Annotated in this window: 16 protein-coding genes, 1 tRNA gene and 1 pseudogene; 5 read left to right on the forward strand and 13 right to left on the reverse strand. The window is 70.9% G+C overall.

The features are described from left to right. Nucleotides 1–56: 56 nt before the first annotated feature. The 5 genes from clpB to dnaK all read right to left on the reverse strand — a co-directional run bounded on the left by clpB (nucleotide 57) and on the right by dnaK (nucleotide 7,274). On the reverse strand, nucleotides 57–2,657 hold the full coding sequence (gene clpB, locus C229_RS0107645; protein WP_018654484.1) for an ATP-dependent chaperone ClpB: 2,601 nt from the start codon (nucleotides 2,655–2,657) through the stop codon (nucleotides 57–59). A gap of 171 nt (nucleotides 2,658–2,828) precedes the next feature. After that, the gene (locus C229_RS0107650) at nucleotides 2,829–3,287 is read right to left on the reverse strand and encodes a heat shock protein transcriptional repressor HspR (protein WP_018654485.1); all 459 of its coding nucleotides are present in this window, start codon (nucleotides 3,285–3,287) and stop codon (nucleotides 2,829–2,831) included. Nucleotides 3,288–3,303: 16 nt separating this feature from the next. Beyond that, nucleotides 3,304–4,491, reverse strand: a complete 1,188-nt coding sequence (gene dnaJ / locus C229_RS0107655) for a molecular chaperone DnaJ (RefSeq protein WP_018654486.1) — start codon at nucleotides 4,489–4,491, stop codon at nucleotides 3,304–3,306. A 183-nt stretch (nucleotides 4,492–4,674) separates the two neighbouring features. Then, a complete protein-coding gene (gene grpE, locus C229_RS0107660) occupies nucleotides 4,675–5,409 on the reverse strand; it encodes a nucleotide exchange factor GrpE (protein ID WP_018654487.1) in 735 nt (244 codons plus the stop codon). After that, complete coding sequence (gene dnaK / locus C229_RS0107665) at nucleotides 5,406–7,274, reverse strand: molecular chaperone DnaK (RefSeq protein ID WP_018654488.1); 1,869 nt, start codon at nucleotides 7,272–7,274, stop codon at nucleotides 5,406–5,408. The genes grpE and dnaK overlap by 4 nt, the downstream gene beginning before the upstream one ends. Nucleotides 7,275–7,828: 554 nt before the next feature. On the opposite strand from dnaK, the gene C229_RS34110 reads away from it, so the two are divergent. Next, nucleotides 7,829–7,981, forward strand: coding sequence for a hypothetical protein (locus C229_RS34110; RefSeq protein WP_018654489.1), 153 nt, complete (start codon nucleotides 7,829–7,831; stop codon nucleotides 7,979–7,981). A gap of 9 nt (nucleotides 7,982–7,990) precedes the next feature. On the opposite strand, the gene C229_RS0107675 is transcribed toward C229_RS34110, so the two are convergent. Continuing rightward, the gene (locus tag C229_RS0107675) at nucleotides 7,991–9,523 is read right to left on the reverse strand and encodes a 3-hydroxyacyl-CoA dehydrogenase (RefSeq protein WP_018654490.1); all 1,533 of its coding nucleotides are present in this window, start codon (nucleotides 9,521–9,523) and stop codon (nucleotides 7,991–7,993) included. Between the two features lie 86 nt (nucleotides 9,524–9,609). Between C229_RS0107675 and C229_RS0107680 the strand changes: the two genes are divergently transcribed. Beyond that, nucleotides 9,610–10,815, forward strand: a complete 1,206-nt coding sequence (locus C229_RS0107680) for an acetyl-CoA C-acetyltransferase (protein WP_018654491.1) — start codon at nucleotides 9,610–9,612, stop codon at nucleotides 10,813–10,815. On the opposite strand, the gene C229_RS0107685 is transcribed toward C229_RS0107680, so the two are convergent. Together C229_RS0107685 and C229_RS0107690 are read right to left on the reverse strand one after the other, a co-directional pair. Further along, nucleotides 10,812–11,501, reverse strand: a complete 690-nt coding sequence (locus C229_RS0107685) for a hypothetical protein (protein ID WP_018654492.1) — start codon at nucleotides 11,499–11,501, stop codon at nucleotides 10,812–10,814. The two genes, C229_RS0107680 and C229_RS0107685, sit on opposite strands and share 4 nt — an antisense overlap. Nucleotides 11,502–11,602: 101 nt before the next feature. Then, nucleotides 11,603–12,187 (reverse strand): TIGR03086 family metal-binding protein, encoded by a 585-nt coding sequence (locus tag C229_RS0107690; protein ID WP_018654493.1) that lies wholly within the window; start codon nucleotides 12,185–12,187, stop codon nucleotides 11,603–11,605. An 88-nt stretch (nucleotides 12,188–12,275) separates the two neighbouring features. On the opposite strand from C229_RS0107690, the gene C229_RS32685 reads away from it, so the two are divergent. Both C229_RS32685 and C229_RS0107700 read left to right on the forward strand, forming a co-directional pair. After that, nucleotides 12,276–12,617 (forward strand): hypothetical protein, encoded by a 342-nt coding sequence (locus C229_RS32685; RefSeq protein WP_018654494.1) that lies wholly within the window; start codon nucleotides 12,276–12,278, stop codon nucleotides 12,615–12,617. 233 nt (nucleotides 12,618–12,850) lie between these two features. Beyond that, the gene (locus tag C229_RS0107700; RefSeq protein ID WP_018654495.1) at nucleotides 12,851–14,968 is read left to right on the forward strand and encodes a (Fe-S)-binding protein; all 2,118 of its coding nucleotides are present in this window, start codon (nucleotides 12,851–12,853) and stop codon (nucleotides 14,966–14,968) included. A gap of 148 nt (nucleotides 14,969–15,116) precedes the next feature. Here the strand turns inward: C229_RS0107700 and C229_RS0107705 are convergent, their stop codons facing one another. From C229_RS0107705 to dcd, 5 genes and pseudogenes are all read right to left on the reverse strand, one after another. Next, the gene (locus C229_RS0107705) at nucleotides 15,117–15,920 is read right to left on the reverse strand and encodes an SAM-dependent methyltransferase (protein ID WP_018654496.1); all 804 of its coding nucleotides are present in this window, start codon (nucleotides 15,918–15,920) and stop codon (nucleotides 15,117–15,119) included. Nucleotides 15,921–15,999: 79 nt separating this feature from the next. Continuing rightward, complete coding sequence (locus tag C229_RS0107710) at nucleotides 16,000–16,884, reverse strand: glycine betaine ABC transporter substrate-binding protein (protein ID WP_018654497.1); 885 nt, start codon at nucleotides 16,882–16,884, stop codon at nucleotides 16,000–16,002. A 39-nt stretch (nucleotides 16,885–16,923) separates the two neighbouring features. Further along, nucleotides 16,924–17,637: pseudogene (locus C229_RS0107715) on the reverse strand (ABC transporter permease); the annotation flags it as partial. Nucleotides 17,638–17,788: 151 nt separating this feature from the next. Next, complete coding sequence (locus tag C229_RS0107720) at nucleotides 17,789–19,051, reverse strand: quaternary amine ABC transporter ATP-binding protein (RefSeq protein ID WP_018654499.1); 1,263 nt, start codon at nucleotides 19,049–19,051, stop codon at nucleotides 17,789–17,791. A gap of 267 nt (nucleotides 19,052–19,318) precedes the next feature. Then, a complete protein-coding gene (dcd, locus tag C229_RS0107725) occupies nucleotides 19,319–19,894 on the reverse strand; it encodes a dCTP deaminase (protein WP_026313550.1) in 576 nt (191 codons plus the stop codon). A 75-nt stretch (nucleotides 19,895–19,969) separates the two neighbouring features. On the opposite strand from dcd, the gene C229_RS0107730 reads away from it, so the two are divergent. Then, nucleotides 19,970–20,040, forward strand: a tRNA-Gly gene (locus tag C229_RS0107730). Nucleotides 20,041–20,720 lie beyond the last annotated feature (680 nt).

Consider the following 20,720-nt stretch of genomic DNA (forward strand, 5'->3'; position numbering starts at 1 on the left):
GCGGAATCGGCCCGGGCCGGGAGCGTCCTCGGAGGTCGTTCCCAGCCCGAGTGGGGTCACTTGGAGAGGGACAGGGTTTCGCCCGGGCGGACCGTGAGGCGGTCGGCCGCCTCGTCCAGGTCCACGACGACCTCGTTGCCGTCGCGGATCTCCCCGGCGAGGAGTTCGCGGGCCAGTTGGTCACCGATGGCCGTCTGGACCAGGCGGCGGAGCGGGCGGGCGCCGTAGAGCGGGTCATAGCCGGTGAGGGCCAGCCACTCGCGCGCCGCCGGGGTGACCGTCAGCGTGAGCTGGCGGTCGGCGAGGCGGCGGGCCAGCAGGTCGACCTGGAGGTCGACGATGCGGGTGAGTTCGTCGGTGGACAGGGCGTCGAAGAGGATGACGTCGTCGAGCCGGTTCAGGAACTCGGGCTTGAACGCGGTGCGAACCGCGCCCAGCACGGCCTCCCGCTTGGCGCCGTTCTCCAGGGCCGGGTCGACCAGGAACTGCGAGCCGATGTTCGACGTCAGGATCAGGATCGTGTTCCGGAAGTCGACCGTGCGGCCCTGGCCGTCGGTGAGGCGGCCGTCGTCCAGCACCTGGAGCAGGATGTCGAAGACCTCCGGATGGGCCTTCTCCACCTCGTCCAGCAGGACGACCGAGTACGGCCGCCGCCGCACCGCCTCGGTGAGCTGCCCGCCCTCCTCATAGCCGACATAACCGGGCGGGGCGCCGACGAGCCGCGCCACCGCGTGCTTCTCGGAGTACTCGCTCATGTCGATGCGGGTCATGGCGCGCTCGTCGTCGAACAGGAACTCCGCGAGCGCCTTGGCCAGCTCGGTCTTGCCGACGCCGGTCGGGCCGAGGAACAGGAACGAGCCGGTCGGACGGTCCGGGTCGGCGACGCCGGCGCGGGCGCGGCGCACCGCGTCCGACACGGCCTGCACCGCCGCGGGCTGGCCGATGAGGCGGTGGCCCAGCTCGTCCTCCATGCGCAGCAGCTTGGCGGTCTCGCCCTCCAGCAGGCGGCCCGCCGGGATGCCCGTCCAGGACGCGACGACGTCGGCGACGTCGTCCGGGCCGACCTCCTCCTTCACCATCGCGTCACGGTTCTCGGCCTGCTCGGACGCCTCCTCAAGCTGCTTTTCAAGCTGCGGGATCTCCCCGTAGGTCAGCCGCGCCGACGTCTCCAGGTCGCCGTCGCGCTGCGCGCGCTCGGCCTCGCCCCGGAGCTGGTCGATGCGCTCCTTGATGCCGCCGACGCGGTTCAGCCCGGCCTTCTCCCGGTCCCAGCGGGCGACGAGCGCGTTCAGCGACTCCTGCTTGTCGGCCAGGTCGCGGCGGAGCCGTTCCAGGCGCTGCTTGGACGCCTCGTCGGTCTCCTTGGCGAGCGCCAGCTCCTCCATCGTGAGCCGGTCGACCTGCCGCTGGAGCTGGTCGATCTCGACCGGACGCGAGTCGATCTCCATGCGGAGCCGGGACGCGGCCTCGTCCACCAGGTCGATCGCCTTGTCGGGCAGGAACCGGGCCGTGATGTACCGGTCGGACAGGGTCGCGGCGGCGACGAGCGCCGAGTCGTTGATCTGCACCTTGTGGTGCGCCTCGTAGCGGCCCTTGAGCCCGCGCAGGATGGCGATCGAGTCCTCGACGGTGGGTTCGCCGACGAAAACCTGCTGGAAGCGGCGTTCGAGGGCCGGGTCCTTCTCGATGCGCTCGCGGAACTCGTCCAGCGTGGTCGCGCCGATCATCCGCAGCTCGCCGCGCGCCAGCATCGGCTTCAGCATGTTGCCGGCGTCCATGGAGCCCTCGGCGTTGCCCGCGCCGACGACGGTGTGCAGCTCGTCGATGAACGTGACGACCTGCCCGTCGCTCTCCTTGATCTCGGTGAGGACGGCCTTCAGCCGCTCCTCGAACTCGCCCCGGTACTTCGCTCCGGCGACCATCGCGCCGAGGTCGAGGGAGACGAGCCGCTTGCCGCGCAGCGACTCGGGCACGTCTCCGGCGACGATCCGCTGCGCCAGGCCCTCGACGACGGCCGTTTTGCCGACGCCGGGCTCCCCGATCAGCACCGGGTTGTTCTTGGTGCGCCGCGACAGGACCTGCACGACGCGGCGGATCTCCGAGTCGCGGCCGATGACGGGGTCGAGGCCGCCTTCGCGGGCCAGCGCGGTGAGGTCGACGCCGTACTTCTCCAGCGACTGGTAGGTGTCCTCGGGGTTCTCCGACGTGACGCGCCCTCCGCCCCCGCGCACCTTCTCGAACGCGTCCAGCAGGGCCTGCGGGGTGGCGCCCGCGTCGGCGAGCAGCGTCGCGACGGGCCCGCCGTCGGCGGCGAGGCCGACGAGCAGGTGCTCGGTGGAGACGTACTCGTCCTGAAGTTCCTCGGCGCGGTGCTGCGCCGTCGCGAGGACGCGCTGCAACCGGCCGGAGATGCGCGGCTCGGGGACCGTCGAACCGCTCGCCTTCGGCAGCCGCGCGAGCTGTTCTTCGACGGCGCGCCGCATCGCGGCCGGGTCGGCGCCGACGGCCTCCAGCAGCGGGACCGTCGTGCCGTCCGGCTGGGCGAGCAACGCGGCCAGCAGATGCGCGGGCTCGATCTCCGGGTGCCCCTCGGTCGCCGCGCGCCGGATCGCGACCGACATCGCGTCCCTGCTCTTCAACGTCAGCTTGCTGTCCATGCTCCTGCTCCCCGTGAACTGTGCCTAGGGCTTCTTAGCTGCTCTCCCGACCACGAACCCACCCGGCCTCCCGTCCCCACGCACCCCCGGCGCGGGGTGGGCCGGTCGGTGGGCGTGTGCGTTGCGTGGTGGGTGTGATTGGGATGGACGATCGTGCGTGCATCGCGCGGCCTACTCGTGTCTGCGTTCGTGCCAGAGGACGACGCTCGTGCCGTGGATCGGGACGAGGTCGGCGCCCGGGGTGGACGGAGACGGCTGCGCGCCGCTGCGCAGCATGCGGGCGAGGCGGGCCGCGACGGCGCGGGTGGATTCGAGTTCGTTCGCGACGTCGTCGCGGTGGACCGACGCGCGGGCCAGTTCGTCGCGCAGACGGGCGTTCTCGCGCTGGAGTTCGAGGATGCGCTTGATCCCCGACAGGTTGATGCCCTCCTCCTGCGAGAGCCGCTGGATCTCGCGGAGCTGGACGATGTCGCGCATCGAGTAGCGGCGGCCCCGGCCGGCGGTGCGGCCGGGGGACACCAGCCCCAGGCGGTCGTAGGTCCGCAGGGTCTGCGGGTGCAGCCCGGACAGCTCGGCCGCCACCGAGATGACGTAGACGGGCGTCTCGTCACCGAACGGGTCGGTGGTCACGACGTCACCCCTTCGCCTATTCCGTCTTGGCCTGGCGGAGCAGGTCGCCGCGCAGGTCGTCACCGACGTGCGACACGCGGAGCTGCTCCAGGACGGCGCGGCTCGCGTCGTCCACCTTCTGCGGGACCTGCACGTCGACGGTGACGAGCAGATCGCCCTTGGTGCCGTCCCGGCGGGAGGCGCCGCGCCCCTTCACGCGGAGCGTCCGGCCGTTGGGCGTGCCCTCCGGCAACTGGAGGGTCACCGGCTGGCCCTGGAACGTCGGGACCTGGATCTTGCCGCCGAGCACCGCCTCCGGGTAGGTGATCGGCACGGTGATGGTGAGGTTGTCGCCCTTGCGGCCGAACACCGCGTGCGGCGTGACCTTGATGTTGACGTACAGGTCGCCGGCCGGGCCGCCGCTCTCGCCGGGGGCGCCCTTGCCCTTCACCCGGATGCGCTGGCCGTCGCGGACGCCCGCCGGGATGCGCGCCTGGATGGTGCGGGTGCCGGTGGCGCGCCCGCTGCCGTGGCACGTCTCGCACGGGTCGTCGACGACCAGGCCGCGGCCGTGGCACAGGTGGCACGGCTCGGAGAAGCCGAAGTCGCCGAGGTTGCGGGTCTCCTGGCCGGTGCCCTCGCAGTTCGGGCAGACGCGCGGCACGGTGCCGGACTTGGCGCCGGTGCCGCGGCAGGTCGGGCAGGCGGCCTCGCTCGTCAGCTTGATGGGGATGGTGACGCCGTTCATGGCGCGGGCGAAGCTCAGCGTCACGTCGGTCTCGACGTCGGCGCCGCGCCGGGCGCGGCGGGTGCCGCCGGGCCGGGTGCCGGTGCCGCCGCCCCGGTTGAACAGGCCGCCGAACAGGTCCCCGATGCGTTCACCGGCGCCGCCCGCGCCGCCGGTTCCGCCACCGCTGGTGCCGGTCTGGCCGAACAGGTCACCGAGGTCGAAGCCGAAGCCGCCGCCCTGCTGGCCGCCGCGGAACCCCGACGGCATCGAGCGGACCGCGTCGTACTCCTTGCGCCGCTTGGCGTCCGACAGGACGTCGTACGCCTCGGAGACCTCCTTGAACTTCGCCTCGGCGTCGGCGTCGTTCTTGTTGGCGTCCGGGTGGTGCTTGCGCGCCAGCTTGCGGTACGACTTCTTGATCTCTTCCTGTGAGGCGCCCTTCGCCACACCCAGGACCTTGTAGTAGTCCTTCTCCAGGTAGTCCTTGGTGCTCACGGCGCCCCGCTCTCTGCTCTCGCCACTTGCGTCGTCATCTTCATCGGCGTGCTCTTGCGGCGGACGCCGCCACGCCCGGGACCATCCGCGCCCGGCGGGCGGACGCCCCGCCGGGACGCCGTCCCGGGCCGGGGGTGCCGGGGCCCGGGCGGCCTCGCCTCGGAGAGGCCGCCCGGTGCCCGGTCACTGCTCCGTGTCCGCCGCGGTGGCGGTGTCGCCGCCGGCCTCGGGCTCGGCGACCGCGACGCGCGCGGCGCGCAGGATGCGGTCACCGATGCGGTAGCCCGGCTGGAGGACGTTCACGACGCTCGTCTCCGTCACGTCGGGGGAGTACGAGTGCATGAGCGCCTCGTGGACGGTGGGGTCGAACGGTTCGCCGGCCTCGCCGTACCGCTCCAGGCCGAGCTTGCCCGTGGTGGCCTCCAGCGACTCGGCGACGGACTTGAAGCCGCCGGTCAGCTCGCCGTGCTCACGCGCCCGGCCGATGTCGTCGAGGATCGGGAGCAGCTCGTTCAGCGCGCTGCCCACCGCGTGCTCGCGCAGCGTGGCCTTGTCGCGGTCGACGCGGCGGCGGTAGTTGACGTACTCCGCCTGGAGCCGCTGGAGGTCGGCGGTGCGCTCGGCGAGCTGCGCCTTGAGCGCGGCGACCTCGTCGGACGCCCCGCCTCCGGCACCCGCCGGCTCACCGGACGGACCGCCGGGCTGCGCTCCGGCCGGAGCACCCGGCTGCCCACCGGCCGGGGCACCGGCGGGCGTGCCGCCCGCCGGGCCCGGCTGCTGGGCGCCGCCCCCGCCGGGCGCGGCCCCGGGCGCCTGCGTCTCGGCAGGCTCCCGGACCGCACCCGTCTCGGGGTCGATGCGCCGACGATCGCGGATCACCGGGCCGCCCGGTTCGTCACCCCTGTCGGGCGAGGTCACGAGGCGCCACCACCCTTCGGCTTGTCCTCGTCGACGATCTCGGCGTCGACGACGTCGTCGTCGTTCTGGGACTGGTCACCGCCCTGCGCGTCGGCCGTGGGGCCGGCGTCGCCGGGGGCGCCGCTCTCGGCGTTCTGCGCGTACATCGCCGCGCCCATCTTCTGGCTGACCTGCGACAGCTTGTCGGCGCTGGTCTTGATGGCGTCGGTGTCGGTGCCCTCCAGGGCCTTCTTCACCTCGGCGACGGCGCTCTCGACCTCGGACTTGAGGTCGGCGGGGACCTTCTCGTCGTTCTCGCGCAGGAACTTCTCGGTGGAGTAGGCGAGGGTGTCGGCCTGGTTGCGGACCTCCGCCTCCTCCTTGCGCTTGCGGTCCTCCTCGGCGTACTCCTCGGCCTCGCGCATCATCTTGTCGATGTCCTCCTTGGGCAGCGCGGAGCCGCCCGTGATGACCATCGACTGCTCGCGCCCGGTGCCCTGGTCCTTCGCGGAGACGTTGACGATGCCGTTGGCGTCGATGTCGAACGAGACCTCGATCTGCGGGACGCCGCGCGGCGCCGGCGGCAGGCCGGTGAGCTGGAAGGTGCCGAGCTTCTTGTTGAAGCGGGCCATCTCGCGCTCGCCCTGGTAGACCTGGATCTCCACCGACGGCTGGTTGTCGTCGGCGGTGGTGAAGGTCTCCGACCGCTTGGTCGGGATCGTGGTGTTCCGCTCGATGATCTTGGTGAAGACGCCGCCCTTGGTCTCGATGCCGAGACTCAGCGGGGTCACGTCCAGCAGCAGGACGTCCTTGACCTCGCCCTTGAGGACGCCGGCCTGGAGCGACGCGCCGATGGCGACGACCTCGTCGGGGTTGACGCCCTTGTTGGGCTCCTTGCCGCCGGTCAGCTCCTTGACCAGCTCGGACACCGCGGGCATGCGGGTCGAGCCGCCGACCATGACGACCTGGTCGATCTGGGAGACCGAGATGCCGGCGTCCTTGAGGACCTGGTTGAACGGGGCCTTGGTGCGCTCCAGCAGGTCGGAGGTGAGCCGCTGGAACTCGGCCCGGGTGAGCTTCTCGTCCAGGTGGAGCGGGCCCTCGGCCGACGCGGTGATGTAGGGCAGGTTGATCTGTGTCTCGGACGAACCGGACAGCTCGATCTTGGCCTTCTCCGCGGCCTCGCGCAGCCGCTGGAGGGCCATCTTGTCCTTGGAGAGGTCGACGCCGTTGGCGTTCTTGAACTTCTCGACCAGCCACTTGACGACCGCGTCGTCCCAGTCGTCGCCGCCCAGGTGGTTGTCGCCGCTGGTGGCCTTGACCTCGACCACGCCGTCGCCGACCTCCAGGAGGGACACGTCGAACGTGCCGCCGCCGAGGTCGAAGACGAGGATGGTGGCCTCGTTCTCCTTCTCCAGGTGGTAGGCCAGCGCCGCCGAGGTGGGCTCGTTGATGATGCGCAGGACGTTCAGGCCCGCGATCTGCCCGGCCTCCTTGGTGGCCTGGCGCTGGTGGTCGGAGAAGTAGGCCGGGACGGTGATGACCGCGTCGGTGACGGTCTCGCCCAGGTAGGACTCGGCGTCGCGCTTGAGCTTCTGGAGCACGAACGCGCTGATCTGCTGCGGGTTGAAGTCCTTGCCGTCGACCGTGGTCTTCCAGTCGGTGCCGATCTCGCGCTTGACCGAACGGATGGTCCGGTCGACGTTCGTCACCGCCTGGCGCTTGGCCACCTCACCGACGAGAACCTCACCGTTCTTGGCGAAGGCGACGACGGACGGCGTGGTCCGCGACCCCTCCGCGTTGGCGATGACGGTGGGCTCGCCGCCCTCCAGAATCGCGACGACCGAGTTGGTCGTCCCGAGGTCGATCCCGACCGCACGTGCCATGTCTCTCGTCCTCCGTCGTACTTGCCTGTTCTTGCCTGTCGGTGGAACCGCCGCCGCGTCCACGCGTCCCCCGCGCGGCGGCGGCCGGCTGTCGATCCTCTGGTCAGAGTGCCTTGCCGTCCTCGATCTGTCAAATGAGTTGAGTCGGCAGCACTCAACTTTGCTGACGCTCTCCTTAACAGGACGTCTGAGCGCCTCATTCCGGTTCCCACACGCCGGAAGTCGGTCCTCCGGGATGAGGGAGAACGGCCACCCTCCCCCTCACGGCGGACGCCTCCCGAATGACCCCTACCCGCGACCCCTCCGGGCCGTCCCAATAACTAGAAGGTCAGGCTGGGGACCGGCGACGTCTCCGGTCTCGTCGGCCGCACGCTGGACCCGGCGCTGTTCGACGTGACGATCCTCATCAGGCAGGGCTACGACGACGGGTACGGGACCGAGTCCGGCGTGATCGTGGGCTGCCGTCCGCGCGAAGATCGTCAACATGAGCCTCAGCGGCGACCCACCGAACCGATGTCGCGGGCGCTGAACGCGCTGACCGGAAGCACGGCGCGTTGATCGACGCGCGAACGGGCGCGCCCCGTGAGGAACGCGCCGTCATCTCCCGTCAGGGCGACGAGCGCTGGCACACGCCGGGCCGCGTCCTGTTCTCGTCGCTGGTCGTCGGCGCGGGCTGGCGTGACGTCGCGCCAGCGCGGCGCGGCTGATCTCGCCCGTCAGTGCAGGTCGGCCGGGGTGGTTCCGGTGTCGGTGAGGGGCATGCCGAGGGCCACCCGGTCCACCAGCCACTGGCTCGGCCGGTAGCGCGGGTCGCCGGTGCGCTCGAAGCGGGACGTGAGCAGGCGCAGGATCGTGGCGGAACCGGTTTGCTCACCCCATTCGAGCGGCCCGTGCGGATATCCGAGGCCGAGCCGGACACCGGTGTCGATGTCGGACGGAACCGCGATGCGCTGTTCGGCGATCTCGCACGCCACGTTGACGATCGACGCCAGCAGCCGTCCGGCCACACCCCCGGCCGTGTCGCGGACGAGCGTGACGTCGCGTCCGGTCGCGGCCACCGCTGCCCAGACGGCCCGCGCCGCCTCGCGTTCGACGCCGGGATGGACGAGCAGCGTCAGCCTGGTGAAGAACCCCCCGAACGGGTCGATGCCGACGGTCCGGGCGAGGGGGAGGCCCTGTTCGCGGGCGAAGTCGGCGGCCGTCCCGCCGTCGGGCGCGACGAGCACCACGGACCCGTCGGCCGGGGCGTCACCGGTGTCGAGGGGCACGTCGGCGGTGCCGAGCAACGCGCCCAGCTTCTCCCGCACCTCGGGATGAACCCACACGGGACGGGACGCCACGGGCGGCGCGGCCACGGGCTCGGGCTCCATCTTCGAGCCGTCCTCATACCGGTAGAACCCGGCGCCGACCTTGCGGCCCAGCAGCCCCGCCGTCGCCCGCGCCCGCGTCAGCGGCGACGGACGCAGCCGCGGCTCGCCGTAGAAGCCCTCCCAGATGCTCTCCAGCACGGGATGGGAGACGTCGAGCCCGGTGAGGTCCATCAGCTCGAACGGTCCCATGCGCAGGCCGAGGACGTCCCGGGCGATCCGGTCGACGTCCACCGGATCGGCCACGGCCTCACCGACGATCTGCAACGCCTCGGTCACCAGCCCGCGACCCGCGTGGTTCACCACGAACCCCGGCGTATCGGCCGCGAGGACGGGCTCGTGCCCCAGCCGCCGCACCAGCTCGGCCAGCGCGCCGGGAATCCACTCGGCCGTCCGCGCCCCCGGCACGACCTCCACGAGCCGCATCAGCGGCACCGGGTTGAAGAAGTGCAATCCCGCCAACCGGGACGGATCGGCCATCCGGGTGCCGATCGCCGTCACCGACAGCGAACTGGTGTTGGTCGCCAGCACCGTCCGCTCCGGCGCGACCTTCTCCAGCGCCGCGAACAGGTCCCGCTTGACGTCCAGATCCTCCCGGACGGCCTCCACGACGAGGTCAACCCCGTCCAGCGGCGCCAGCGGATCACCGACCGGGCGCAACCGCCCGCGCGCTGCCGCCGCGTCGTCGGCCGTCATCCGGCCCTTGGCCGCCAGCCGGTCGAACATCGCGCCGACCTGCTCGATCGCCGCCTGGACCGCCTCGGGACGCGCGTCGGCCAGCTCCACCGCGATCCCGCCGGCCGCCGCCCACTGCGCGATGCCCCGCCCCATCATCCCGGTGCCGACGACGCGGAGCGTCCTCACCTCGTGTCCCCAGCCCATGCGCGCTCCCTCGGTCGGTTCCCCTGCATTCAACCGCGTCCGCCGCGACGCGTACGCTGCGGGACATCCCCTGTGGAGGAGGACCGATGCGCGACGTGGTGATCTGCGAGCCGCTGCGAACCCCCATCGGACGTTACGGCGGTGTGTTCCGCGACGTCCCGGCCGCGACGCTCGCCGCGACGGTGATCACCGAGCTGCTGGCGCGGACGGGGCTGCCGGGCGACGCCGTGGATGAAGTGATCCTCGGGCAGTGCAATCCCACCGCCGACGCCCCCGCCGTCGGCCGCGTCGCCGCGCTGGACGCGGGCCTGCCCGTCACGGTCGGCGGCGTCCAGATCGACCGGCGCTGCGGGTCGGGGCTCCAGGCCGTCCTGGACGCCGCGATGCAGATCCAGACCGGGGTGAGCGACGTCGTCATCGCGGGCGGCGTCGAGAGCATGAGCACCGCGCCGCTCTACACGACGCGCGCGCGGTGGGGCGCGCAGGGCGGCTTCGAGCTGCACGACGCGCTGGCGCGCGGGCGCGTCACCGCCGGAGGCGTCCACTATCCGGTGCCGGGCGGGATGCTGGAGACCGCCGAGAACCTGCGCCGCCTCTACGGCATCGGCCGGGCGGAACAGGACGAACTGGCCGTGCTGTCGCACGAACGGGCCGTCGCCGCGCAGCGGGACGGGCGGTTCGCCGACGAGATCGTTTCCGTCACCGTGCCCGGCCGCAGGGGTGCCACCGTCGTCGACGCCGACGAGCATCCGCGTCCCGGCACGACGCTGGACGGGCTCGCCGCGTTGCGTCCCGTCCTCGGCCGCGACGACGCCGACGCCACCGTCACGGCGGGCAACGCCAGCGGCCAGAACGACGGCGCCGCCGTCTGCGCCGTGACCACGCCCGAGCGCGCCGACGAGCTCGGCCTGCGCCCGCTGGTGCGGCTCGTGACGTGGGCGCGTGCGGGCGTGCCGCCGGAGACAATGGGCATCGGACCCGTCCCCGCGACGGCGCGGGCGCTGGCCGCCGCCGGGCTGACGTTCGCCGACCTCGGCCTGGTCGAGCTGAACGAGGCGTTCGCCGCGCAGGCCCTCGCCGTCACCCGCGAATGGGAGTACAAGGACGCCGACTGGGACCGGACGAACGTCAACGGTTCCGGCATCTCGCTCGGGCATCCCGTCGGCGCGACCGGCGCCCGCATCTTGGCGACCCTGGCCCGCGAGATGCACCGCCGCGACGCCCGGTACGGGCTGGAGACGATGTGCATCGGCGGGGGCCAGGGCCTCGCGGCGATCTTCGAGCGGGTCTAGTAGCCCGCGCTGCGCAGCGTCCAGGCCACCTGGAAGTGATTGCTGGTGGCGTTGGCGGGCAGGCCGAGGAGCTGGTTGACGGTGAAGTCGTTCCCGGCGCAGTTCTTCGCGGACGGCAGCGCGTAGACGCTGTCGTACGCCTGGACGCGCCACGCCAGGCCGCCGTCGAACCACGGGAACACCCACTGGAGCGCGGGCTTGACCGTCACCGGGCCGATCCCGCAGGCGTCGCCCAGGCCGCTCCCGACGATCTGCGCCGTCAGCCCGATCTCGTGCGGGACCAGGACGCCGGGCTTGATCGCGCCGGTCGGCGTGATCCGCACCTTCCAGCCGGTCGGGTGCGGCGTCTCCAGCGACGTGCCGGGGACGCCGGTGACGAACGGGATCGGGTCGCCGCGCAGCGCGCCGACCTTCGCGGCCTCGGTGCCGTCGGCCAGCTTGCCCTGCGCGACGGTGAGCGTGACCGGCGCCGTGGTGTGCGCGCTCATCTTGTTGAACCGCAGCAGCGTGTCCGCCGCCGTCATGACGTAGCAGGTCCAGGTGGACGCGTCGGCGCCGGCGGGCAGGTCGGGGCAGTCGGCGAAGGCCGCGCCGGACGGCTTGGCGACGGCGGGCGCCGCGCTCAGCCCGAGGGCCAGCGCGGCGACCGCCGATCCGGTGACGGCGCGGCGGAGGAATCGCTTCATGGGGCAGCTCGCAAGAGGGGGTGGGGCGTGGGGGACATGCCAGTCAGTCGATGGACATATCCCCCAAATCCACCACCGCCCGGCGGGGTGAGACTAGCCACTCACCTCCCGCCGGTCGAGCCCTCCCAGCGCGGATCGCGGCCCGCCAGCGCGATCAAACGGTCCAGTTCCGACGCGTCCGGAGGCGCCGGGACGGGCGGGCCGAACGGGTCGCCCGTCCGCTCCGGCTCGTCGTCCCCCGGCGTGAGCAGGCTCCGGCACGCCTCGATCTCGGCCGGTTCCGCGGCGTACGGCAGTCCCGCCGCGCGGGCGACGTCCCAGCCGTGCACGACCAGCTCGTCGAGCGCGACGAGCCCGGCGACGTCGGCGGGCAGGTCGAGGCCGCCCGCGCGCGTCATGCCCTCCCACGCGCGCGGATCGTCCCAGCTCGCGGCCATCTCGGCGAGCTGCGCGGGGATGCGCTCGCGCCAGTCCGGCCCGAGCCGCGCCGGGTCACCGGCGGGCGCCTCCTCAAGCGGCGTCTTGCGCGCGGCGGCGGTGAAGGCGCGGGTCACGCCGTCGACGTGGTCGAACAGCGCGGCGAGCGTGTAGCCGGGGCAGGGTGTCGGCGCGTCCAGGAGGTCGTCGGGGACGGTGCGCAGCAGGCCGGACAGGCGCGTCGCGGCCGGGGCGAGGTCGGCGGTCATAGGTCGGGAATCCTCTCCGTGAAAAAAGTTATCCACAGGGTCGACTGCGGGTGTGCGCGGAACTCATCGGGCAGGCAGGGTGGGGGCCATGGAGATCGTGACGTGCGCCACCTGCGGAACCGTCGCCGCCGAACTGCGGGCGACGCCGCCCGGCGCGACCGCCGACCTCGGGCCGCCGCTCGGGCTGCGGCGCGGGCCCGCGCCGGGGGTGCGCGTCACCGGTTTCGGCGAGCCGCTGTGGACGGTGCTCGGCGAGGCGGAGTACGCCGCCGTCCGGCGGGGCGACTACGGCGCGGCGGTGCGGAGACTGCCCTTCTTCTGCGCCGAGTGCGCGCATTCGTACTGCCGCGCGCACTGGAACGTGCGACGGGTGAGCGACACGCTGCGGGGAACCTGCCCGCTCGGTCACCCGCGCGCGATGCCGCCGTGAGCGCGTTCCCGCAGGTCGGCGCCTGTTTCGCCGGGTCGCGAGGCGGCCTATATTGAACGGCCGGGAAAGATCGCGTCCGACGTGCCCCGGCACGCCGGGCGACACACAACCTACTGACGAGTAGTATTCGGGCCCCGGATGAAGCCCGGACTGTCGCGAGCCCTACGCTGACAGCCAACGCCCGTACCTTCAGGGAGGACGGAACAGTGCACGGAGCAGCGTACTGGCTGACATTGATCATCGGGCTGGCCGGAATCGTGGTGACGCTCGCCCTCGCCGGCCGCCGGATCCAGTTCCTGACCAAGCTCTTCCGCAGCGGCCAGCCCGACCCCGAGCGCACGCTCCAGGTCAGGCGCGAGCCCAAGGCCGCCGTCGAGGGCCAGGCCGTCGAGGTCCTCGGCCAGAAGAAGCTGCTCAAGTGGACGGTCGCCGGCGCCGCGCACTTCGCCGTCATGTGGGCGTTCTTCCTGCTCGCCACCGTGTACCTCGAAGCGGGCGTCCAGCTGATCTTCGGCCTTGAGGCCCACATCCCGTTCATCCAGACGTGGGGCCCGATCGGCTTCGTCCAGGACACGATCGCCCTCGCCTGTCTGCTCGGCCTGGCGACCTTCGCCGCCATCCGGATCAAGCAGTCCCCGAAGAAGCTCGGCCGCAAGTCCCGCTTCAAGGGCTCGCACACCGGCGGCGCCTGGGTCATCCTCTTCATGATCTTCAACGTCATCTGGACGATGTTCTTCTTCCGGGGCATCGAGGCCGCGCGTGACGAACTGACCTACGGCAAGGCCGCCTACGCCTCCTGGCTGTCCGGCCGCCCCTTCACCGGCCTGAGCGACGGCACCCTCAACTGGCTCGAGTCGGTCGGCCTGCTGCTGCACATCGGCGTCGCGCTGGTCTTCCTCGTCATCGTCGTCAACTCCAAGCACCTGCACATCTTCATCGCCCCGCTGAACGTCATGTTCAAGCGCCGCCCCGACGGCCTGGGCGCCGCGCAGCCGATGATGAGCAAGGGCAAGCCCCTCGACTTCGAGGAGGCCGACCCCGACGAGGACACCTTCGGCCGCGGCAAGATCGAGGACTTCACCTGGAAGGGCTACCTCGACATGGCGACCTGCACCGAGTGCGGTCGTTGCCAGTCGCAGTGCCCCGCCTGGAACACCGGCAAGCCGCTGTCGCCCAAGATGCTCGTCCTCGAACTGCGCGACCACGCCTTCGCCAAGGCGCCGTACATGCTGGCGTCCGAGGAGGAGAAGGAGAAGTTCACCGACGAGCAGAAGCTCGCCATGCAGGTCGACAAGGAGCTCGTCGGCGACGACGGCGTCATCCACCCCGACGTCCTGTGGTCCTGCACCAACTGCGGCGCCTGCGTCGAGCAGTGCCCGGTCGACATCGAGCACATCGACCACATCCTCGACATGCGCCGCTTCCAGGTGATGATCGAGTCCTCGTTCCCGAGCGAGGCCGGCGTCATGCTGAAGAACCTGGAGAACAAGGGCAACCCGTGGGGCATGTCCGAGATGAAGCGCCTCGAGTGGATCGAGGAGCTGGACTTCGAGGTCGAGGTCGTCGACGAGAAGCTCCCCGAGGACACCGAGTACCTGTTCTGGGTCGGCTGCGCCGGTGCCCTGGAGGACCGCGCCAAGAAGACCACCAAGGCCACCGCGGAGCTGCTGCACATCGCGGGCGTCAAGTTCGCCGTGCTCGGTCCGATGGAGGCGTGCACCGGTGACCCGGCCCGCCGCCTCGGCATGGAGTTCGTCTTCCAGATGCTCGGCCAGCAGAACGTCGAGACGCTGAACGAGGCCGGCGCCAAGAAGATCGTCGCGACCTGCCCGCACTGCTTCAACACGCTCGCCAACGAGTACCCGCAGATCGGCGGGAACTACGAGGTCGTCCACCACACGCAGCTCCTCGCGCACCTGGTCGAAGAGGGCAAGCTCACCCCGATCAACCCGATCGAGGAGAACATCACCTACCACGACCCCTGCTTCCTGGGCCGTCACAACAAGGTCTACAAGCAGCCGCGCGACATCATGGCGACCGTCCCCGGCGTCAAGACGCAGGAGATGCACCGCCACAAGGACCGCGGCTTCTGCTGCGGCGCCGGCGGCGCCCGCATGTGGATGGAAGAGCGCATCGGCAAGCGCATCAACACCGAGCGCGTCGACGAGGCCCTGGAGACCAACCCCGACACCGTCTCCACCGCCTGCCCGTTCTGCCTGGTCATGCTGGGCGACGCGATCAACGAGAAGAAGAACGAGGGCGCGGCCAAGGAGACCCTGGAAGTCGTGGACGTCTCCCAGCTCCTCATCCGCTCGGTCAAGGGGGAGAAGGAGCCCGCCCCCGCCGAGTAACCCGCCTGCACCGCCGCGGCCCCGCCCCTCATCGAAGGAGCGGGGCCGCAGTCGGTGGCGAGGCGCAGATACGGGTCCGGCAGCACGAACCCGCCGGGCGGCTCGCCGTCCCGGGCGCGGCACGACGTTCCCGCCGACCGGCGGCGCGTCAGGGCTTGCGGGCCACGGCGCCGTACTGCGCGACGACCGGCGGCTCGGCGCCGTCGCGCGGAGCCGGCCGCCAGCGCGTGCACGAGACCAGGCCCGGCTCGACCAGCTCCAGACCGTGCAGGAAACTCGCGATCTCCTCGCCCGTCCGGGCGCGCAGCGGCGGCTTGGCGTTGCGGTTGAAGAAGTCCATCGCCTCGACGTTGCCCTCGCCGCCCAGCTCCAGCGTGGGATGCGTCAGCGCCACCCAGGAACCGGACGGGACCGCCGCCACGAGGTCGTCCACGACGGCGTGCGCCTCGTCGTCGTCCAGCACGAAGTTCAGGATGCCGAGCATGATCAGCCCGACGGGACGGCTCAGGTCGAGCGTCCGCGCCGCGCCCTCCAGGACGGCGGCGGTGTCGCGGACGTCGGCGTCGATGTAGTCGGTGACTCCCTCCGGCGTGCTGTGCAGCAACCGCCGCGCGTGCCGCAGCACCAGCGGATCGTTGTCGACGTAGACGACCCGCGACTCTGGCGCCACCCGCTGCGCCACTTCGTGGGTGTTGTCGGCCGTGGGCAGCCCCGTCCCGAGGTCGAGGAACTGCCGGACGCCCGCCTCCCCGGCCAGGAACCGCACCGCCCGCCCGAGAAACGCCCGATCGGCGCGCGCCACCTGCACGATGCTCGGATACATGCCGAACACCCGGTCGCCCACGGTGCGGTCCACGGGGAAGTTGTCCCGGCCGCCGAGCCAGTGATTCCACACCCGCGCGTTGTGAGCCGTGTCGCTGCCGAGCCAGATCGGTACGTGCTCATCGCCCATACAGCCCATCATGCCCCACACCCACAACGAAGGACCGCCCGGACACCAGCGGTCCGGGCGGCCCTGTGCCGTGCCTACGTCAGCCCGTGATGGTGCCGGCGTAGTCGGGGTTCTGCTTCAGCCACTCGTCCACGGCCGGCTCGGTCTTGCCGCCGTGCTTGTTCTCGATGAGGTCCTCGAGCGTGCCGAGCTGCTCGTCGTTCATCTTGAACTTCTTGAACCACGCCGCGACGTCCGCGTGGTCCTTAGCGAAGCCCTTGCGCGCCACCGTCGTGATCTCGTCGGGGTCGCCCATGGCCTTCTTCGGGTCCGCGAGGTCCCGGATCGGGAACTTCGCGTACGCCCAGTGCGGGCGCCACAGCGTGACGACGATGTCCTTCTTGGCGTCCGTCGCCTTCTTCAGCTCGGCGAGCATCGCCGCCGTCGACGACGTCGTCACCTCGTACTCGCCCTTGAGCCCGTACGCCGGGAGCATCTTCTCCTTGGAGACGCGCACCAGGCCCGAGCTGCTCTCGATGCCGACGATCTTGCCGCCGTACTGGCCGCCCTTGCCCTTGAGGTCGTCCAGCGACTTCAGCGGCGAGTACTCCGGCACGGCGATCGTCAGCGGCGCCGAGTCGTACCAGACGCCCAGCTTCTCCAGCTTGTCGCCGTACTGCTTCCAGTAGTCCTCGTGCGTGTAGGGAAGCCACGAGTCGACGAACAGGTCCACGTCACCGCGGGCCAGGCCGGTGTAAAGGGGTCCGGTGTCGAGCGTCTTCACGTCGACCTCGTAGCCCTTGTCCTTGAGCAGGCGCTCCCACAGCGCGGTCGCCGCCTCGCCCTCGGCCCAGCCGGACACGACGCCGATCGTCAGCTTCTTGTCACCGCCCGAACCGCCGTCACCGTCGCCGCAACCCGCGGCCGTCAGCCCGAGCACCAGGCCCAGGGCCACCGCGGCCGTCTTCTTCAGCCCGAAACGCATCAGGCTCCTTCCTTCTGGGGGTGGGGAGAAATCTTGGGGTCAGACCTTGGCGGTGGCGCGCGCGACCGCCGAACGGTCGCCGAGGGCGCTCGTGATCCGGTCCAGGAAGATCGCCAGGACGACCACCGCCGTACCGCCCTCGAAGCCCTTCGCGATGTTCACGCGGTTGATGCCGTCCAGCACCACCCCGCCGAGCCCGCCCGCGCCGACCATGCCCGCGATGACGACCATCGACAGCGACAGCATGATGAGCTGGTTGACGCCCGCCATGATCGACGGCATCGCCAGCGGCACCTGGATGCCGGTGAGGATGCCGCGCGGCGTGGCGCCGAACGCCTCGCCCGCCTCGACCATCTCCCGGTCCACGCCGCGGATGCCCAGCTCCGTCAGGCGGACGCCCGGCGGCAGCGAGAAGATCACCGTCGCGACCACGCCAGGGACGACGCCCACGCTGAAGAAGAAGATCGCCGGGATGAGGTACACGAACGCCGGCATCGTCTGCATCAGGTCCAGCACCGGGCGGACGATCCGGCTCACCGTGTCGTTGCGCGCCGCCGCGATCCCGATCGGGATCGCCAGCAGCACCGACACCAGCGCCGCGACGAGCACGAGCGCCAGCGAGTCCATCGCGTCCGACCACAGCTCGATCGACTCGATCAGCCCGAAGCCGAGCAGCGTGAACACCGCCAGCTTCCAGCCGCGCAGGAACAGCGCCAGCAGCGCCAGGATCGCCGTCAGCACCAGCGGCGGCGGCAGCATCAGCACGTCCACCAGGCCGTCGACGACGCCCTCCACGGCCGTCGTCACACCGTCGAACACGAACCCGCCGTGCTCGGTCAGCCAGGTCACGCCCGTCTCGAACCACTCGCCCCACGGGACGCGGGGCAGCGTGTCGTCGAGTGCCTCAGTCGTCAACGTCACTGCCCTCCTTGACCAGCACGGGAGCCTCCGGCGACGGGTCGGTCGCCTCGATGACCTCGTCCACGTGGGTGTTGATCGCGCCGAGCGCCGCCAGCAGCGTCACGCGCGGGATGACGCCGAGCAGCGTGCCGCGCTTGTCCGTCACCGGGACGGGCAGGTCGCTCTCGGCGGCGCGCGCGAACAGGTCCGCGACGGGCGTCTCCGGCGGAACCGGCGGGACGTCCTGCGTGACCAGCTCGGCCAGCGGCCGTTCGCCGTCGGCGACCGCGTCCGCGATCACCTTCGCCGACACCGTGCCGACCAGGCGCCGGTCGCGTTCGAGCACGAACGCCGCGGCGGCCTGGTTCTCGCGGAGCGTCCGCAGCGCCGTGCGCGGCCCGGTGTTCGCCGGGACCGTGACCAGCGGCTTCTCCATGACGGATGCCGCCGTCAGCACCCTGGTACGGTCCACGTCCGCGACGAACTGCGCGACGTAGTCGTTCGCGGGATCGGTGAGGATCTCCTCCGCCGTCCCGATCTGGACGATCCGTCCCTCGCGCATCACGGCGATCCGGTCGCCGAGGCGCATCGCCTCGTTGAGGTCGTGGGTGATGAACACGATCGTCTTGCCGAGGCGGCCCTGGAGGTCGAGCAGCAGGTCCTGCACCTCGCGCCGGATCAGCGGGTCGAGGGCGCTGAACGCCTCGTCCATGAGGATGATGTCGGTGCCGGACGCGAGCGCCCGCGCGAGCCCGACGCGCTGCTTCATGCCGCCGGACAACTGTCCCGGCAGCTTGTCCTCCCAGCCCTCCAAGCCGACCAGACCCAGGAACTCCCGGGCCTTGCTCTCTCGTTCCTCCTTCGAGACGCCGCGCACTTCCAGGCCGTAGGCGGCGTTGGCGAGAACGGTGCGATGGGGGAAGAGGGCGAAGTGCTGGAAGACCATGCTGACCTTCTCCTGGCGCACCGCGCGCAGTGCCTTGCGAGGCAGCGCGGCGATGTCCTGGCCGTCGATCAGCACCCGGCCGGACGTGACGTCCAGCAGGCCGTTCAGCATGCGGATCAGCGTGGACTTGCCCGAGCCCGACAGGCCCATGACCACGAAGATCTCACCGCGTTCGACCTCGAACGACGCGTCCACGACCGCCGGCGTGACGCCCAGCCGGCGGATCTCCGCGGCGTCGGCCCCGGCCTTGAGTTTTCGGTCCGCCTCGGCCGCCTTGCGGCCGAAGACCTTGGTGACGCTTTCCGCGCGGAGCAGGGACACGATCTCCTTTCCAGCCCCACGCGGACGCGTGGGAAAGTCACGTGCAGCGCGGCTGCTCCCGGCACAAGTAAAGCGCAAGCAAAGTAGGAGTAGCCGCTCGGCATCGACTCAAAGTACCCGTACCGTGACGAACTTTCATCTTTGGGTGATGTGCACCACAATCCATTCTCGGCAGGTTTGTGTTCCGCGATTCGGGGAACGCGTGTCCGCTCCCGGCACGACGAAGGGCCGCCGCGCGATGCGCGGCGGCCCTTCGGGAAGCCTCGGTCAGACCTTGGTGCGGTGGAAGTTGAGGTACGACCGCGACGGCGTCGGCCCCCGCTGGTCCTGGTACCGCGACCCGTACTTCGGCGACCCGTACGGGTACTCCGCCGGCGAACTCGTCCGGAACAGGCACATCTGCCCGATCTTCATGCCCGGCCACAGCTTGATCGGCAACGTCGCCACGTTCGACAGCTCCAGCGTGACGTGCCCGGTGAACCCGGGGTCGATCCACCCGGCCGTCGAGTGCGTCAGCAGCCCGAGCCGTCCCAGCGAGCTCTTGCCCTCCAGTCGCGCCGCGAGGTCCTCGGGCAGCCCGAACACCTCGTACGTCGACGCGAGCACGAACTCGCCCGGATGCAGGATGAACGCCTCATCGGCCTCGACATCCACCATCCGCGTCAGATCAACCTGCTCCACGGCGGGGTCGATGTGGGGGTACTTGTGATTCTCGAACACCCGGAAGTACCGGTCGAGCCTCACGTCAACACTCGACGGCTGAACCATCACCGGGTCGAACGGGTCGATCCTGACCCGCCCCCCCTCGACCTCAGCCCGGATGTCACGATCAGAGAGCAGCACCCCAAGAACCTACCGCCCACCCAACCCGAACGCGCCCACCCCACCCCATCCGCTAGGATGAGACGGCACCACCACGCGGATGTAGTTCAATGGCAGAACTTCAGCTTCCCAAGCTGATAGCGCGGGTTCGATTCCCGTCATCCGCTCTACCGTGAAGACCTAAGCGAGACGCAACGTCTCAAACCTGAGGCTTCGCTCATTCCGCGCCTCCCAACGCCCGTGGTTCCACCCGTGTGCGACTAGGCGAAGGGCCCCAGCGAACCCGCCACCCCACACGCCAGCCCTCGCCCTTACCAGCGCGGCAAACCAGCGCCCGCTCAACCGCTGCTGACACCGCGACGCGCCACACGCCTGCCGCGCCCACCCGTTAAATGACGCTCCCACACGAGGCACCCGCACCGGCGGCAAGTACGCCACTGATCGGTCGAAGCTCGCGGAGCGTCAGCGACATCGGTCTGGATCAGGCAACCGGCCTGCTCGACCTGGCGCCGCCGCGGCCCGGGTGTACGAGCCGGAGACGTCGGCGGCGCTCGGCTTCGGCTTCCGCTGCGGCTCCTCGGCCTGCTGCACATGGAGCCACGGTATCCGGCGTCACATCCGCGAGATGGACCGCCCGTACGGCCGCAACCTGGCTCAGTCCGGCGCTAACCGGCCATCCGCGATCACACCCGCTACCGGCACACCGCCACTATCAGCGCCGACTCCCACGAAATACGATCTTCGAAGCGCACGCCGTCTATAAGATCCTGGCCGCGCTACACCCCAGCCACCGCCGCACGCTCGTAGTCACCGCCGAACGCGGCACCCCTCGAGCCGTCGGATTGGC

The sequence above is a fragment of the Actinomadura flavalba DSM 45200 genome (assembly GCF_000374305.1).
Lineage (GTDB): Bacteria > Actinomycetota > Actinomycetes > Streptosporangiales > Streptosporangiaceae > Spirillospora > Spirillospora flavalba.